The sequence below is a fragment of the Cobetia sp. Ld8 genome, from assembly GCF_045066615.1.
In the GTDB taxonomy this organism is placed as follows: Bacteria; Pseudomonadota; Gammaproteobacteria; order Pseudomonadales; family Halomonadaceae; genus Cobetia; species Cobetia amphilecti.
Map to the genome: position 1 here is coordinate 41,461 of NZ_JBISHF010000006.1, position 15,629 is coordinate 57,089.

At 64.1% G+C, this 15,629-nt stretch carries 11 protein-coding genes; 9 read left to right on the forward strand and 2 right to left on the reverse strand.

Annotated elements, in window-relative coordinates; genetic code table 11:
* Positions 1 to 69: 69 nt before the first annotated feature.
* The 6 genes from aceF (at position 70) to ACJJV2_RS01995 (ending at position 7,338) form a co-directional block, all read left to right on the forward strand.
* The gene (gene aceF / locus ACJJV2_RS01970; protein WP_405277945.1) at positions 70 to 2,103 is read left to right on the forward strand and encodes a pyruvate dehydrogenase complex dihydrolipoyllysine-residue acetyltransferase; all 2,034 of its coding nucleotides are present in this window, start codon (positions 70 to 72) and stop codon (positions 2,101 to 2,103) included.
* A gap of 257 nt (positions 2,104 to 2,360) precedes the next feature.
* A complete protein-coding gene (locus tag ACJJV2_RS01975) occupies positions 2,361 to 3,122 on the forward strand; it encodes a TerC family protein (RefSeq protein WP_405277947.1) in 762 nt (253 codons plus the stop codon).
* A gap of 554 nt (positions 3,123 to 3,676) precedes the next feature.
* On the forward strand, positions 3,677 to 4,333 hold the full coding sequence (gene adk / locus ACJJV2_RS01980; protein WP_131432716.1) for an adenylate kinase: 657 nt from the start codon (positions 3,677 to 3,679) through the stop codon (positions 4,331 to 4,333).
* Positions 4,334 to 4,623: 290 nt separating this feature from the next.
* Positions 4,624 to 5,319 carry a tRNA (adenosine(37)-N6)-threonylcarbamoyltransferase complex dimerization subunit type 1 TsaB gene (tsaB, locus tag ACJJV2_RS01985; protein ID WP_225347286.1) on the forward strand — a complete coding sequence of 232 codons (696 nt, stop codon included), beginning with the start codon at positions 4,624 to 4,626 and terminating at the stop codon, positions 5,317 to 5,319.
* Positions 5,320 to 5,524: 205 nt separating this feature from the next.
* Complete coding sequence (locus ACJJV2_RS01990) at positions 5,525 to 6,343, forward strand: undecaprenyl-diphosphate phosphatase (RefSeq protein WP_043333784.1); 819 nt, start codon at positions 5,525 to 5,527, stop codon at positions 6,341 to 6,343.
* A 296-nt stretch (positions 6,344 to 6,639) separates the two neighbouring features.
* Positions 6,640 to 7,338, forward strand: a complete 699-nt coding sequence (locus tag ACJJV2_RS01995; RefSeq protein WP_225348174.1) for a class I SAM-dependent methyltransferase — start codon at positions 6,640 to 6,642, stop codon at positions 7,336 to 7,338.
* A 112-nt stretch (positions 7,339 to 7,450) separates the two neighbouring features.
* Here the strand turns inward: ACJJV2_RS01995 and plsB are convergent, their stop codons facing one another.
* Positions 7,451 to 10,075 carry a glycerol-3-phosphate 1-O-acyltransferase PlsB gene (plsB, locus tag ACJJV2_RS02000; RefSeq protein ID WP_405277950.1) on the reverse strand — a complete coding sequence of 875 codons (2,625 nt, stop codon included), beginning with the start codon at positions 10,073 to 10,075 and terminating at the stop codon, positions 7,451 to 7,453.
* Between the two features lie 318 nt (positions 10,076 to 10,393).
* On the opposite strand from plsB, the gene ACJJV2_RS02005 reads away from it, so the two are divergent.
* A complete protein-coding gene (locus ACJJV2_RS02005; protein WP_405277952.1) occupies positions 10,394 to 11,515 on the forward strand; it encodes a phospholipase D-like domain-containing protein in 1,122 nt (373 codons plus the stop codon).
* 114 nt (positions 11,516 to 11,629) lie between these two features.
* Here ACJJV2_RS02005 and ACJJV2_RS02010 read toward each other — a convergent pair whose 3' ends face one another.
* Positions 11,630 to 12,373 carry a YecA family protein gene (locus tag ACJJV2_RS02010; protein ID WP_284893276.1) on the reverse strand — a complete coding sequence of 248 codons (744 nt, stop codon included), beginning with the start codon at positions 12,371 to 12,373 and terminating at the stop codon, positions 11,630 to 11,632.
* Between the two features lie 181 nt (positions 12,374 to 12,554).
* On the opposite strand from ACJJV2_RS02010, the gene ACJJV2_RS02015 reads away from it, so the two are divergent.
* Together ACJJV2_RS02015 and acs are read left to right on the forward strand one after the other, a co-directional pair.
* Complete coding sequence (locus tag ACJJV2_RS02015) at positions 12,555 to 13,211, forward strand: SprT-like domain-containing protein (RefSeq protein ID WP_405277954.1); 657 nt, start codon at positions 12,555 to 12,557, stop codon at positions 13,209 to 13,211.
* A gap of 276 nt (positions 13,212 to 13,487) precedes the next feature.
* A complete protein-coding gene (gene acs / locus ACJJV2_RS02020; RefSeq protein WP_175089115.1) occupies positions 13,488 to 15,434 on the forward strand; it encodes an acetate--CoA ligase in 1,947 nt (648 codons plus the stop codon).
* Positions 15,435 to 15,629 lie beyond the last annotated feature (195 nt).

The window sequence follows — 15,629 nt, forward strand, 5'->3', positions numbered from 1 at the left end:
TCGACATCATGATGATGCGCAGGTGATTCGGGTGCCGCTCCCCGTGCACGTTTTGGAAGGAGCACGATCTTGAGCAGCGAAATCATCAAGGTTCCCGACATTGGCGGTAGTTCCGATGTCGAGATCATCGAGATAGCGGTGGCGGTAGGAGATGTCATCTCCGCCGAAGACACCATGATCACTCTTGAGTCCGACAAGGCCAGCATGGATGTGCCGGCACCGAAGGGCGGCAAGGTGGTGAAGATTCTCGTCAAGGAAGGCGACACCGTCTCCGAAGGCGACGATATCCTGGAACTGGAAGCCGAAGGCGGTGGTGACACCTCCTCTGACGCTTCTGACGAGCAGGAAGCGCCGAAGGAAGAGGCTCCCAAGCAGGAAGCCTCTGAGCAGCAAGCGCCGAAGGAAGACGCTTCTGCACCGAAGGCCGCTTCCGGTGGTACCCAGACCGTCGACATCGTCGTGCCGGACCTGGGCGACTCCGAAGCCGTGCCGATCATCGAGATGGCCGTCTCCGAAGGCGATGAAGTCGACGCCGAAGATGCGCTGATCACGCTGGAATCCGACAAGGCCAGCATGGACGTCCCGAGCCCGCACAAGGGCAAGATCGTCAAACTGACCGTCAAGGAAGGCGACAGCGTCTCTTCCGGTGACGTCATCGGTCAGATGGAAATCGCCGGTGAAGGCGGTGACAGCGCGTCTGATTCCGCGCCGGCCGAGCAGGCTTCTTCCTCCGAGCCTACCTCTGAAGACACCTCTTCCGACGCACCGGCTGCTGAAGAAGAGCCGGCCTCCGGTGAGCCGGAGCGCAAGGAATTGCGTGTCCCGGATCTCTCCGGCAGCGACAGCGTGCCGATCATCGAGATGGCCGTGGCCGTCGGTGACGAGGTCAACGAGGAAGACGCGCTGATCACGCTCGAGTCCGACAAGGCGACCATGGACATCCCGAGCCCCTACAAGGGCAAGGTGGTGGAACTTTCCGTCAAGGAAGGTGACACCGTCTCCGAGGGTGACCTGATCGGTTACATCGAGGTCGCGGGTGCCGCGCCTGCGCCGAAGGCTGCCAAGTCCGAAGCGCCGGCCGCTCCCAAGGCGGAAAAGAGCGAGCAGAAGCCGTCTCCGACACCGGCCAGTGCACCGAGCCCGGAAGCCCAGATGGCCGCTCACAAGCCGAGCAAGGGGGCCAAGGTCCACGCAGGGCCTGCGGTTCGCCTGCTGGCACGTGAGTTCGGTGTCGACCTGGCGGACGTCTCCGGCAGCGGTCCGAAGGGCCGTGTGGTGAAGGAAGATGTCCAGGCCTACGTCAAGCAGATGATGCAGAAGGCCAAGTCCGCACCGGCAGCCCCTGCCGCGCAGGCTACCGGCGGTGCCGGTATCCCGCAGGTGCCGGATCAGGACTTCAGCCAGTTCGGTGAAATCGAAGAGAAGAAGATGGGCCGCCTGATGAAGGCCGGTGCCACCAACCTGCATCGCAGCTGGCTCAACGTCCCGCACGTGACCCAGTTCGATGAAGCCGATATCACCGAGCTCGAGGCCTTCCGCAAGTCCATGAAGGCCGAGGCGGAAGCGGCAGGTGCCAAGCTCACGCCGCTGCCGTTCATGATCAAGGCGGCGGCTCACGCGCTGGCCAAGTATCCGCAGTTCAACGTCAGCCTCAAGGCCGACGGCGAGACCCTGGTGCACAAGAAGTACGTGCACATCGGTATCGCAGTGGATACGCCGGACGGCCTGATGGTGCCGGTGATCCGCAATGCGGATCAGAAGAGCCTGCTGGACCTGGCCAAGGAATCCGTGGAACTGGCCAAGAAGGCGCAGACCAAGAAGCTCAAGCGCGAAGAGATGACTGGTGGTTGCTTCACCATCTCGAGCCTTGGCTCCATTGGCGGTACTGCCTTCACACCGATCGTCAACACGCCGGAAGTCGCCATCCTGGGCGTCTCCAAGGCGCAGATGAAGCCGGTGTGGGACGGCGCTGCCTTCCAGCCGCGTCTGATGATGCCGCTGTCACTGTCCTACGATCACCGTGCGGTGAACGGGGCGGATGCAGCACGCTTCACGGCGTATCTGGCTCAGGTGCTGACCGACGTGCGTCGCATGCTGCTCTGATGATGCCTATGGCATGAAGCGCGGGTGCCTTGACCTTCCTGGAAGGTGAAGGCGCTCCTCGCTGACAGGTCTGGCTGAAATAACGGCCTCCTTCGGGAGGCCGTTTTTTTGTGCATGTCCGTTGGCGTGGCAGGGCGGCGACCGCTGTTGCTGCCCTGCACAACATGCGATGCTTCACGCCAACCTGCCGCGATCTGTCGCATCGTGCTGGCACGACCCGGGAAGGCCGGTTCTCGCAACACACAAGGAGCAAGACAATGGAATGGTTGATGGACCCTTCGGCATGGGTGGCCCTGGCGACCCTGACCGCGCTTGAGATCGTGCTGGGCATCGACAACATCATCTTCCTGTCGATTCTGGTCGCGCGGCTGCCCGAGTCCCAGCGTCAGCGCGGGCGCATGATCGGCCTGGGCCTGGCGATGGGCATGCGCATCGTGCTGCTGATGTCGCTGTCGTGGCTGATGTCACTGACCGCGCCCCTGTTCAGCGTGGCCGACTTCAGCTTCTCGGGACGCGACCTGATTCTGGTCTTCGGGGGCCTGTTCCTGCTCGGCAAGAGCACCCACGAGATCCACGCCAACCTGGAAGGCGAAGACCCTGCCGAAGAGGGCGCGAAGAAAGGCGGAGCCGGTTTCATGTCGATCATGCTGCAGATAGCGCTGATCGATATCGTCTTCTCGCTGGATTCGGTGATCACGGCGGTGGGCATGGTCGACCACCTGATGGTGATGGTCATCGCCATCGTCATTTCGGTGGGCATCATGATGGTGGCCGCCAAACCCATTGGCGATTTCGTCGATCGTCACCCGACCATCAAGATGCTGGCGCTGTCCTTCCTGATCATGGTCGGCATGATGCTGATGGTCGAAGGCTTCGGTGTCCACGTGCCCAAGGGCTACATCTACGTGGCGATGGCCTTCTCGCTGGCGGTGGAAATGCTCAACATCCGTCTGCGCAGCAAGCGTGCCAAGGCAGTGCGCCTGCGTCGCAGCAGCCAGGCGGAAGACGTCACCGAGTGAGACATTGGCACAGCAACGGCTGACATGACTCAGCCTGATCACGCCACGGCGACTGAGCAAGGTGGCCCGGCGTGAGTGGAAAGACGCCCTCTGCGACCGCGTGCCGCAGGGGGCGTTTTCGTGTCATGACAGCCGTGTATGGCAGGACGGCAACCGGCGAGGAGGGCGACAGGCCCTCCTGCGCGCCAAAACAGTGCCAAAGGGCGGCATACGCGCCTTTGGTGTGCTTGTGCCGGCGTCGTGTGAACGGTATCGTCAGCTCTACATTGCATGGCGATGACATAATGAGATCATCCGTGCGCGCCGTCGTTTAGCGCAGCACATATTGGTCCGCTGCCCATATTCATCCTGGTCATCGATACGCTCGCTGCGTTCGGCCCTCATGAGGTAGTCGAGCGTCTCGACGCCGCGAGTTTCGCCGCTACACCTCGAACGTGTCGACGACCAGAGCGCCTTGGATGGCCATCTGCCGCCGAGGGCAAGGTGCACCAGCGCCAGATGACCCTTTACACCCGTTTGATGCTTTTCATTTGCACACTCAAGGAGCAGTACCGATGCGTTTGATCCTGTTGGGCGCCCCCGGCGCCGGCAAGGGCACCCAGGCCCAGTTCATCTGCGAGCGTTTCAACATCCCGCAGATCTCTACCGGAGATATGCTGCGCGCCGCGGTCAAGGCCGGCAGCGAGCTGGGACTCAAGGTCAAGGAGATCATGAATACCGGCGGACTGGTGTCCGACGAGATCATCATCGCCCTGGTCAAGGAGCGCATCAGCCAGCCCGATTGCGAGAACGGCTTCCTGTTCGACGGCTTCCCGCGCACCATTCCGCAGGCTGACGCCATGAAGGAAGCCGGCGTGAAGCTGGACCACGTGGTCGAGATCGCCGTCGCTGACGAAGAGATCGTCAAGCGTCTTTCCGGTCGTCGTGTGCACCCGGATTCCGGTCGCGTCTACCACATCGAGTACAACCCGCCGCGCGAAGAAGGCAAGGACGACGTCACCGGCGAAGCCCTGATCCAGCGTGAAGACGACCGCGAAGCCACCGTGCGCAACCGCCTGTCTGTCTATCACGAACAGACGGAACCGCTGGTCGAGTACTACTCCAGCTGGTCTGCCACTGGCGATGCCCAGGCCCCGGCCTACCACCGCATCGAAGGCGTCGGCTCCGTCGACGACATTCGTGCTCAGCTGGTCAGCGCGCTGGAGCACTGATTGCCTGGCACGCCTCAGGTGGCTCAGCTGGAACAGATCTGATCGCGCTGGTGAAGCCGGCCGCCTGACGAAGAACGCCCGTAGACATTGTCTGCGGGCGTTTTTTTGTTCTTCGCCTACTGGCGCGAATCAGGAATCAGGCGTTGCGGCAGGCCGCTTGACGGCGTGGGCGTAGGGGTTGCAGCAGGAGTGACGCCCGCGGCCGACACCAGCCGTGGACAGCCTGCGTCTTTTGCTGCCCGCGGGGGACGGGTAGAATCGCGTCACATTTTTCTGACGACGAACCGCCCATGACCACGCTTCTGGCCATCGATGCATCCTCTTCCGCCTGTTCCGTTGCCCTGTGGCAAGACGGCGTTGTTACTGCCGAGCGCTGTGAGGCTCCCCGTCAGCACACCCAGCGCATGATGCCGATGATCGAGGCGCTGCTGGCCGCTGCCGATCTGACCCTCAATGACCTCGACGCCCTGGCCTATGGCCACGGACCGGGCTCGTTCACCGGGTTGCGCATCGCCGCTGGCACCATCCAGGGCCTCGCCTTCGGTCTCGATGTGCCGGTGATCGGCGTCTCGACGCTGGCGGCCCTGTCACTGCAGGCCCACCGCCAGCATCACGCGCGTTTCGTGCTGCCGATGCTGGATGCACGCATGGGCGAGCTCTATACCGGCGCCTATCGCGTCGTGACGCGCGCTGACGGCGAGATCGAGGTCGAGCAGGTGCTACCCGAGCAGGTCTGCGCTCCGGGCCTGCTGGAGCTGCCTGCGGCGCTGCGTGAGCATGACTGGCTGGCGGTCGGTTCGGGGCTGGTGATGCACGACGAGCTGCCCGAGAGCGTGCGTGCCAGCCTGGCACTGCAACTGCCCGAGCCGCAACCGGATGCCGAGGCCATGGTGATGCTGGCCGCCCAGGCGTATGCCCGCGGTGAAGCGGTGTCGGCGGTCGAGGCCCAGCCGGTCTATCTGCGCAATGAGGTGGCATGGCGCTGATGGCGCCAGGGATTGCCATCTCGTTGCGTCATCGTGGGTTCAGCCAAGGCTGACATAAGGTTCGCGCATCATCATGTCGCGCCCGACACTCACGGCGCGGCTTGACGCAAAGCGTTGTTCTGTCACTTCGGCACGTGCAGTGCCACAGACGATGTCTGTCGTCCGTGTGGGCCACTGAGGCCCGTCTCTCTTAAAAGGATGTTTCATGGAACTCATGCATGTGGTGGCGTTGGCCGTCATTCAAGGTCTGACGGAATTTCTGCCGATTTCCTCCTCCGCCCACCTGATTCTGCCCTCCCAGGTGTTCGGCTGGCCGGACCAGGGGCTGGCGTTTGATGTCGCGGTACACGTCGGTACCTTGCTGGCCGTGGTGATGGCCTTCCGCAAGGATGTCGCCAATATTCTCGCTGGCTGGTTTGGTCAGTTCAGCGGCAGCGGCACGCTGGCGGCGCGCCAGACCGAAGACAGCCGTCTGGGCTGGGCGGTGTTGCTGGCGACGCTGCCGGCCGTGATCTTCGGCGGCCTGCTGGGCGATGTGGTGGAAACGGCCGGGCGCTCGATCGCGGTGATCGGTACCACCACCATCGTCTTCGGTCTGCTGCTGTGGTGGGCGGACGTCAAGGGCGCACGCACGCGTGACCTGGCGACGCTGACGCTCAAGGGTGCGCTGATCATCGGCCTGTTCCAGGCGCTGGCCCTGATTCCCGGCACCTCGCGTTCGGGCATCACCATCACCGCCGCGCTGCTGCTGGGCTTCGAGCGTCAGAGCGCCGCGCGCTTCTCCTTCCTGCTGTCGATTCCGCTGATCGTCGCGGCCGGCCTGCTCAAGGGTCTGGAGCTGATCGAGACCGGCAGTGAGGCCCAGCTGTTCGATGTCGCCCTCGGCGTGGTGCTGTCCTTCGTCTCCGCGCTGGTGTGCATCAAGCTGTTCCTCAAGGCCATCGACAGCATCGGCATGCTGCCCTTCGTCATCTACCGCCTGCTGCTGGGCATGATGCTGTTCGGCATGCTGTTGCTGCTGTAAGCCATGCGCGCGATGACGTAAGCTTGTCCCCTGACGGCGTCGCTCTTGCGGCGCCGTCGGCGTTTGTCAGCCTGATCGCATGCCATGCGAGTTTCCCTTTTCCTGCGTTCACCGTTTCGCTTCACCGTTTCTCATAGAGCCCATCCATGCTGCCACCCGAAGACTCCCTTGCTGCCCATGATGCAGCGGCCGATGCCGCTCCCGTGATCGCCATTGCCCGTTCACGGCTGCAGGCGCGCCCGGAACTCGCCATGCTGGCGGCACATTTCGGTATCGCGCTGCGGGAAGATGACGAGATGCCGGCGCTCAAGCTCGAGGTGGCGCTGGACGAGCAGGGCGCACCGCGCCTGGTGATCGCCGGAGACGAGCGCGAATACGGCAAGCCGCTGTGCGTCGATTTCGTCGCCGGTCGTGCCGATCATCGCCGTCGTTTCGGCGGGGGGCGCAACCAGCTGATCGCACGCGCCTGTGGCCTGAACCGAGGCGCACTGCCGAGCATCGTCGATGCCACCGCAGGGCTCGGGCGTGATGCCTTCGTGCTGGCGAGTCTCGGGGCACCGGTATTGATGATCGAGCGCGTGGCGGCTACGGCGGCGATCCTGGTCGATGGCCTGACCCGGGCACAGGGCTGCGCGGATGATGAGATTCGCGAGATCGCGCTGCGCATGCAGGCGCTGCACGGTGATGCCACGCGGGAGCTTGGGGAGCTGGTGACGCAGTGGGACCAGCCGCCTCAGGTGGTGCATCTCGACCCGATGTACCCGCATCGTGACAAGTCGGCATTGGTCAAGAAGGAGATGCGTGTCTTCCGCGCCCTGGCCGGTGATGATGCGGATGCCCCTGCGCTGCTCGAGGCGGCGCTGGAGGTCGCGACGCATCGTGTGGTGGTCAAGCGGCCACGCAAGGCCGAACCGATCGGCGGGCTCGCGCCGAGTCATGTGGTGGAGGAGAAGACCAGCCGCTACGACGTCTATGTGAAGCAGGCGCTGCGCTGACGCCTGACGATGGCGTCAGCGATGTAAAAGCCTCCGCCAAACGCAAAAGCCCCCGCTCGCGATCTGATCGCGGCGGGGGCTTTTTTGCACTATGGGGCCTCGGCCCATCATCTCATTCGCGCTGAGAAGAGGTGTTGGACGGCTTGTGGTCTGCTGATGCAGTTTCGTCAGCGGCCTCGTGGTCGCTGAGGGCGGGATGCTGCTCCTCGTCCATGCCTTCAGTCGGGGCGTCGCTCTCGTTCTCTGTCTCGTTCTCGCTGTCGCTGTCGCGCAGGCGTACATGCTGCAGGCGGTGGCGCAGGGCGGGATCGAACAGATCACGCCCGTGTACCTGCAGGTCTTCCAGCGCTTCGCCGAAGCATAGCTGGCCGCTCTCAAGCCAGATGAACTCCAGCTCCAGCAGTGTATCGAGCAGGCCGCTGAACAGACGCTTGTCGAAGAACTCCGGCGCATTGAGGCCCGACAGCAGGGTCAGGCGTTCGGCCAGGGCACCGGAATGGCTTTCGAGGGACTCGCGGTCCAGCGTGCCGCTGCCGTGCTGCAACAGGGCGGCGATCAACAGATAGCCGCGTTCCAGCGTCGGTTGTACCGGCTGAGCCAGCAGGCGCAGCTGCTCGGAAGGCTCCTGGCTGGCCACCGGACGTGACCAGCGCTCCGGAGTGTCGCCAGTCGCCACTTGATGCTCCAGCAGACCTTCCTCGCTCATCAGAGCCAGCGTGGCGGCGATATCCGCCTTCAGCTCAGGGGCCTCGGGGACGAACAGCTCGCGCACCAGCAGCGGCCAGGCGGGACTGATCTGGTCTTCCAGTGCCTCGAGGGTGTACTGGGCCGTGTTGCGGAAGGCGAAGGCGATCAGCGCCGGCAGCGCCAGCAGGTGCAGCACGTTGTTGCGATACCAGGTCAGCAGACTGGCCTGTTCCGGGGTGGCGATCACCAGCTCGCCAAGACTCTGTGGACGCAGGGTGACCAGCCCCAGATGGGCGCAGTGTGCGACCCATTCCTGTGGCGTGCCCTCGGGCAGGCTGTGGTCATGACGGCCCGGCAGCTTGTCGGCGAGACGTACCAGCATCGCCAGCTGGCGTTGCAGCAGGCTGGCCTCGATGGCGTGGTGGGCGGTGGACAGCAGCACCAGCGCCGTCAGCGAGACCGGATTGAGCGCGGCGGCGGCATTGATGCGCGTGGCGATTTCATGCCCCAGTTGCGGCACCGCCTGGGTCAGCCATTCTGGGCGGCGCTGATGTCGGCTGGCCTTCCAGTCCGGCGCGGTCTCATCCAGCCATTCGCCCAGCTTGAGCGGTTCGCCGATGTTCAGGTAGACCTTGCCGAAGGGCTGCTTGAGCTGGCCGAGCACGCGGATGAGGTCCAGCGGTGATTCCTTCTTCTTGCTGGCTCCCGACAGTTCGCGCTGATAGCTCAGGCTCTCGAAGACCTTCTCGTAGCCGATGTAGACCGGCACGAAGGCCACTTCGCGGCGCGTATCACGCAGGAAGGAGCGCAGGGTCATCGCCAGCATGCCCGGGCGTGGGGGCAGCATGCGGCCGGTGCGCGAGCGGCCCCCCTCGATGAAGTACTCCAGCGGATGACCGCGGGTGATCAGCTGGTGCACGTACTCGTCGAAGACGGTGGCATACAGGCGATTGCCGCGGAAGCTTCTGCGCAGGAAGAAGGCGCCGCCACGGCGCAGGATCGGGCCGATGATCGGCATGTCGAGATTCTTGCCCGCGGCGACGTGGGGCGTCATCAGCCCCTCGTGGAACAGCACGTAGGACAGCAGCAGGTAGTCGATATGGCTGCGATGACAGGGCACGTAGATCAGCTCGCAGTCGCCGGCGATCGCCTTGACCTGCGACATGCCACGCACCTCGACGCCGTCGTAGAGCTTGTGCCACAGCCGCTTGAGGGCATGCGCCAGGAAGCGCTGCACCGGATAGCCCATGTTGGAGGCGATCTCGCGACCATACTGCAGGGCGCGCTTCTCCAGGCGTGCCGGCGGCTGATTCTGCTCGCGTGCCAGCTCGCTGATCACGTCCTGCACGGCGGGCGCCTTCTGCAGGTTGCGAATCATGGTGTGGCGGTGGGAGAGGTCTGGCCCCAGCAGGCGGGTACGCACGCGCCGGAAGTGCACGCGCAGCAGGCGCGAGATGCGGCGGTGCGCCAGCGCCGAGTCCTGCGGGCCTTCCCTGAGCACTTCGTGCAGCCTGAGCGGCTGGCCGAAATGCACATCCACCGAGCGCCCATGCGCCAGAATCGCGATGGCGCGGCGCAGCACGCCCGTCACCCGCCAGCTATCGGCGGAGATGAACTTCCAGAAGCCGAATTCCTTGCCCGGGGCACGCCCCCAGAACACGCTGACCGGCACCAGCTGCACCTCGACATCACTCGGGGCGTCTTCGAGTGCTGCGATCAACTTGGCCAGGCGGCGTGACAGCAGGCTCCTGTCGCTGCGCGAGCGCCGCAACAGACGGAGACGGGAGTGGCTCAGGCGCAGGTCGCCTATGCTCAGAGGCAGGGTCGGCGAGGGCAGGCCACGTGCCTCGCACAGCTGCTCGACCACCAGCTCGTCGGACAATGCCTGGTACGGGAAGACGTAGACCACCGGCAGCGTCGGATCGAGGTTCAAGGCGCTGTGGTCCAACGCATTGATGTCGGGCTCCACCGCGCGCAGCTCCACCCACTTGTCCAGCAGACGGCGACTGAGATTGCGCAACGGGCGCAAGACTAAGGTGACTGGCGACATGGTGAGGCTCTCGCAGGTGTGGACAAGGACGGACTACCGGAAACGACAATCTGTCGGCGTTCACGAATAAAGCATCGGGACGATGAATGAGGGTTGATTGCGACGTTTTCATGGTCTGGCTGGTAGCGCTCAGCGCGAGCATGATATTGAACATTATACGCATTCTGCCCGCAGACGCCGTGGCAGAGTATTTGGTGACTGAGTGCGTAGTGACTGAGTGCGTAGTGACGAAGCGCACAGTGGCAGCATCTGGCGGTGCACCGTCATGGGCATCGCCATCTGTATCGTGCCGTGCAGGGAAATGACGGGAGGCAAGGCATGCTGGGAATGTGGCGATCAGGCAATCGATTCACCTTGCTGCCGGAAGGCGCGCGGTTTCTGCCCAGCATGCTGGAGGCGGTGGAATCCGCGCGCCATTCCATCCTGCTCGAGCTGTATCTGGCCGAGAGCGGCCACCTCAGTCGCGTCCTGATCGATGCGCTGTGTGGCGCGCGCCGCCGCGGCGTGACGGTGCTGGTGCTGCTGGATGGTTTCGGCTCGCTGGGCCTCGAGGAAGTTGATCGCCAGCGCATGATCGAGGCCGATATCCAGCTCAGGATCTACAACCCGCTTTCCTGGTGGCGGCTGGGGCGCAATCTGACGCGTGACCATCGCAAGCTTCTGGTGGTCGATGGGGAGGTAGGCTTTACCGGCGGCTTCGGTGCGGTGGATGTCTTCGCCGAGGCTTGGTCGGAAGTCGCGATACGCATCGAGGGGCCGTGCATCAGTGACTGGGTGCGCCTGTTCGCACGCGTGTGGGACTCCGCGGCCAGTCGTGGCCATGGCAGCCGACTGGCGGTGCGCAGCATCAATGTGCGTGCGTGCCGGGTCGAGGGCTATCTGAGCATGCGTGGGCGGGTGGTCTGGGGGCATGGTTTCCGCTATCAGGCCATCCGTCATTCCCTGCAGCATCAGGCCAGCAGCTCACGCAAGCGGCTGTGGATCTGTACGCCATACTTCGTGCCGACCTTCAGCATGCGGCGGCGTCTCAAGCGCGCGGCGCGCCGGGGTGTCGATGTCCGCTTGCTGATCGCCGGCCAGCATCATGATCACCCGGGCGTGCGCTCGGCGGGGCAGCGCTTCTATGCCGGGCTGCTCAAGGCGGGCGTGCGTATCCATGAATTCCAGCCCCGCTTTCTGCATGCCAAGTTCTCGCTGGCGGATGACTGGGTGACGCTGGGGTCGTGCAACTTCGATCATTGGAGCCTGCAGTGGAATCTGGAGGCCAATCAGGAGGTGCAGGACCATCGCTTCGCCGCCGAGGTCGCCACGCTGTTCGAGCATCACTTCGCCCACAGTGTCGAGATCAACCAGGCCGCCTGGCAGCGTCGGCCGCTGATGCAGCGCTGTCGCGAGTGGGGCTATGGCACTCTGGATAGCCTGGTGACGCGGCTGCGCTGAGCGGCTCGCAGCTGTCAGACACGGCTGCGTGGAACCAAAACGCCGGACGCCCCATGAGGCCGCCCGGCGTTGTCGTTTTCAAGGCTGCATGGCGTCAAGAGCGCCATGGCGGGATCAGCGCTTCTTGCCGCCTCCCTTGCCACCGTTCTTGTTGCCACCGCTCTTGTTGCCACCCTTGCCAGCGCCCTTGTTGCCGGCGTGCTTGCTGCGCGGAATGCCGGCTGCGCCCGGTGCGGCGGAACCCTTGCGACGCGGCGACGGCTTGGGGCTTTCTGGCGGGACACGGTAGAGCAGGTAGAGGTCCAGCAGCAGTTCCGGCAGCTGATTGACGAAGCGCTGGGCGCCGATCGGGTCGGCGATCAGCTCACCGATCTCCGGGTCTTCATCGTCGAAGACGCCGGAGATGGCCATGAACGGCAGCAGCAGTTCGGCGGCCGCCTCTTCCTGGGTGCCGAACCAGGCCTCCTCGTCCATGAACACGCCTTCCATGAAGCCGGCACACCAGTCGCCGATCGGTGTCTCGACCGGGTCGGCACCGCCCAGCTCCAGCTCGAACAGCAGTTCCGGCAGCACGCCGTGTTCGAGGGCATCGATGGCGTTGGCACGCATCTGCTCGAACAGGGAGACGACTTCCGCTTCCTGCTGCGGGCTTTCGTAGCTTGGCTGCCCCTGGAAGAGCTCCGGCAGCCACAGGCTGGAGGGCACTTCGCGCGGTGCGATGGCCAGTGCCAGCATGAAGCCATGCGCACTGATGATATCGAGAGCTTCCGGGCCGACGATGTCGGACTCGAGGAATTCGTCGAGGATGTCGAGGGATTCATCATCCAGCAGCGGCTGGGTCTGGACAGGCTCGGCCATGGGGGAGTCTCACGTGCGATAAGGGGAGAAGTCGAACAGTGCCGCCTGGCTACCTGGGTGAACCAAGGGGAACCGGGCAGGCGTGAATGGCGCTAGTGTATCATTTCACGCCTCGAGGAGTGGTACGCTCGCTCGTCATCAGCTCATCCGTTCCATCGCTCTGCTGTCTGGTCATCGTGTCATGTCATCATCCACTCGTCGTGTCGTCAGTCGTCACCGATTCGCGCCCGATCATGCCCTGGCCTGCCTGGGGGAGACCCCCGCGACGCCACTGCCGCTGGTCGATGCCGCCGCGCTCGAGGCGCTGACGGCGCCTGCCCTGCACGCGACGCTGGAGGCGCAGGTGCTGGCATGTCTGGCACGCGCGCGTGCCCTGTTCCCCGAGCTGCGCATGCCATCGGTCTCCTGCCGTCTCAAGGGGCGCACGGCGGGCACGGCGGATTCGGCGCGCCAGCGGCTGCGCTTCAATTGGCAGCTGCTCAGCGAGAACCGCCATCACTTCCTCAGCCAGACCGTCCCCCACGAGGTCGCGCACTGGGTGGTGATGGAGGTGGTCGAGCGCGCCGGCAAGACACGTGTCAAACCGCATGGCCCCGAGTGGCAGCAGGTGATGACCAACCTCTACGGCATCCCGCCGGAGGTGACGCATCGCATGGATGTCTCGACTGCCAGTCCGACGCCCTGGGCCTATGGTTGTGGCTGCGATACCGCGCACTATTTCAGCTCGCGACGCCATGCCAATGCCCAGCGCGGTCACCGCTATCGCTGTCGACGCTGTGGCCAGGAATTGAGCGGTCCCTTGAATGACCCGGCGCGCAATGCGTCGACTGCGCGTTGAGGCGCATTTCGCTCGCTGGCGCGTCATTGCAAAGTGCGAGTCGCGCCAGAAGGTGTCTTTTCAGGCGGTTTCTGTCCTCCGAACGTCGCTGTGACCTTGGTGTAATTTGTTGATAAACAGTTGAAATAATTAGTAAAAATTTATCTACCAAGGTCTAGTGTGTGGCCCCCCCATGCTTGGGTTTAAGCTGAAATGGACTTGCCTCGGCTCGCCTGCGCTTCACGCATGCTGCGTGGGACAGCGAGTCGCCAGCCAATCCGTCAGAGGTCACGCCACATGAGCGAACATGCCAAGGTTCATCCGGTCACTCCCGATGCCGCCGCCCACGCCTGGGCAGACCGAGAGCGCTATCAGGCCATGTATCAGCAGTCCGTCGAGGCGCCGGAGACATTCTGGGCCGAGCAGGCCCAGTCACTGGACTGGTTCGATGCGCCCTCGGTGATCCGCAATACCAACTTCGGTCCCGGTGATGTCGATGTGCGCTGGTTCGAGGACGGCAAGCTCAACGTGGCGCACAACTGCCTCGATCGCCACCTCGCCGAGCGTGGCGATCAGGTCGCCATCATCTGGGAAGGGGACGACCCGAACGAGTCCCAGTCGATCACCTATCGCGAGCTGCACGCGCGTGTCAGCCAGTTTGCCAATGGCCTCAAGGAACTGGGCGTCAAGCGGGGCGATGTGGTCACGCTGTACATGCCGATGATTCCCGAAGCCGCGATGGCGATGCTGGCCTGTACGCGCATCGGTGCCGTGCACTCGGTGGTGTTCGGTGGCTTCTCGCCGGACGCGCTGGCGGGGCGTATCGTCGATTCCAGCTCGCGCATCGTGATCACCGCCGATGAGTCACTGCGAGGTGGCAAGCGCGTGCCGCTCAAGGAGAACGTCGATGAGGCGCTGGAGCGTGATGGCACCGACTGTGTCGACCACGTGCTGGTGGTGCGGCGTACCGGCGGTGAGGTGAACTGGGGCAGCCGCGATGCCTGGTTCCATGAGCTGGTGGACCGTCAGTCCAGTGACTGCCCGGCCGAGGCGATGGGCGCGGAAGACCCGCTGTTCATCCTCTACACCTCCGGTTCCACCGGCACGCCCAAGGGCCTGAAGCACACCACGGGCGGTTATCTGCTCTATGCCGCGATGACTCATCGCTACGTGTTCGATTATCACGATGGCGATATCTACTGGTGCACGGCGGATGTCGGCTGGGTGACGGGCCACAGCTACATCGTCTACGGACCGCTGGCCAATGGCGCGACCACGCTGATGTTCGAGGGCGTGCCCAGCTATCCGACCCACGGGCGCATCGGCGAGATCGTCGACAAGCACCAGGTCAATATTCTCTATACCGCCCCGACCGCCGTGCGTGCGCTGATGGCACACGGTGACAGCGTGATGGACTCAAGCTCGCGCACGAGCCTGCGGCTGCTCGGCTCGGTGGGCGAGCCGATCAACCCCGAGGCCTGGGAGTGGTTCCACCGCGTGATCGGCAATGGCAATTGCCCGCTGGTGGACACCTGGTGGCAGACCGAGACCGGCGGCATCATGATCGCGCCGCTGCCGGGCGCGACCGACCTCAAGCCGGGCTCCGCCACGCTGCCGTTCTTCGGTGTGCAGCCGGCGCTGGTCGACAACGAGGGCAACATCCTCGAGGGGGCGACCGAAGGCAACCTGGTGATTCTCGACAGCTGGCCGGGGCAGGCACGTTCGATCTGGGGCAATCACGAACGCTACGTGCAGACCTACTTCTCCACCTATGCGGGCATGTACTTCACCGGTGATGGCTGTCGTCGCGACGAGGATGGCTACTACTGGATCACCGGGCGCGTCGATGATGTGCTCAACGTCTCTGGCCACCGCATGGGCACCGCCGAGATCGAGTCCTCGCTGGTGGCGCATGAGGCGGTCGCCGAGGCCGCCGTGGTCGGCTATCCCCATGACATCAAGGGCCAGGGCATCTACATCTACGTGACGCTCAACGACGGCATCGAAGCCAGTGATGAGCTCAAGAAGACGCTGACCCAGTGGGTGCGCAAGGACATCGGCCCGATCGCCTCGCCGGACGTCATCCAGTGGGCGCCGGGGCTGCCCAAGACGCGTTCAGGCAAGATCATGCGCCGCATCCTTCGGAAGATCGCCGCCAACGAGACCGACGGCCTCGGCGATACCTCGACCCTGGCGGACCCGTCAGTGGTGGATGACCTGATCGAGCAGCGCGCCAACCGCTGAACGCGTCGAGTGACGGTCATCGAGGCCTGACAAGACACGCAGCGACAGCGAAGCGCGGGAGCCTGGCTCCCGCGCTTTTTTGTGCGCCTGTCTGAGAGCATCTGCCTGTTCGTATTCCTGACCCGCGCTTTTGCGCTGTGCGAGACGTGAAAGGTTGGCCATCGAGGAGGCGCTGGCTTGATAATGACGCGCCAG

Excerpts from the sequence above, each read along its gene's own strand:
- ACJJV2_RS01990 (WP_043333784.1), top strand. The coding sequence starts at position 5,525 with ATGGAACTCATGCATGTGGTGGCGTTGGCCGTCATTCAAGGTCTGACG.
- acs (WP_175089115.1), top strand. The coding sequence starts at position 13,488 with ATGAGCGAACATGCCAAGGTTCATCCGGTCACTCCCGATGCCGCCGCC.
- adk (WP_131432716.1), top strand. The coding sequence starts at position 3,677 with ATGCGTTTGATCCTGTTGGGCGCCCCCGGCGCCGGCAAGGGCACCCAG.
- tsaB (WP_225347286.1), top strand. The coding sequence starts at position 4,624 with ATGACCACGCTTCTGGCCATCGATGCATCCTCTTCCGCCTGTTCCGTT.
- ACJJV2_RS02015 (WP_405277954.1), top strand. The coding sequence starts at position 12,555 with ATGTCATCATCCACTCGTCGTGTCGTCAGTCGTCACCGATTCGCGCCC.
- ACJJV2_RS01995 (WP_225348174.1), top strand. The coding sequence starts at position 6,640 with ATGCCGGCGCTCAAGCTCGAGGTGGCGCTGGACGAGCAGGGCGCACCG.
- ACJJV2_RS02010 (WP_284893276.1), bottom strand. The coding sequence starts at position 12,373 with ATGGCCGAGCCTGTCCAGACCCAGCCGCTGCTGGATGATGAATCCCTC.
- ACJJV2_RS02005 (WP_405277952.1), top strand. The coding sequence starts at position 10,394 with ATGCTGGGAATGTGGCGATCAGGCAATCGATTCACCTTGCTGCCGGAA.
- plsB (WP_405277950.1), bottom strand. The coding sequence starts at position 10,075 with ATGTCGCCAGTCACCTTAGTCTTGCGCCCGTTGCGCAATCTCAGTCGC.
- ACJJV2_RS01975 (WP_405277947.1), top strand. The coding sequence starts at position 2,361 with ATGGAATGGTTGATGGACCCTTCGGCATGGGTGGCCCTGGCGACCCTG.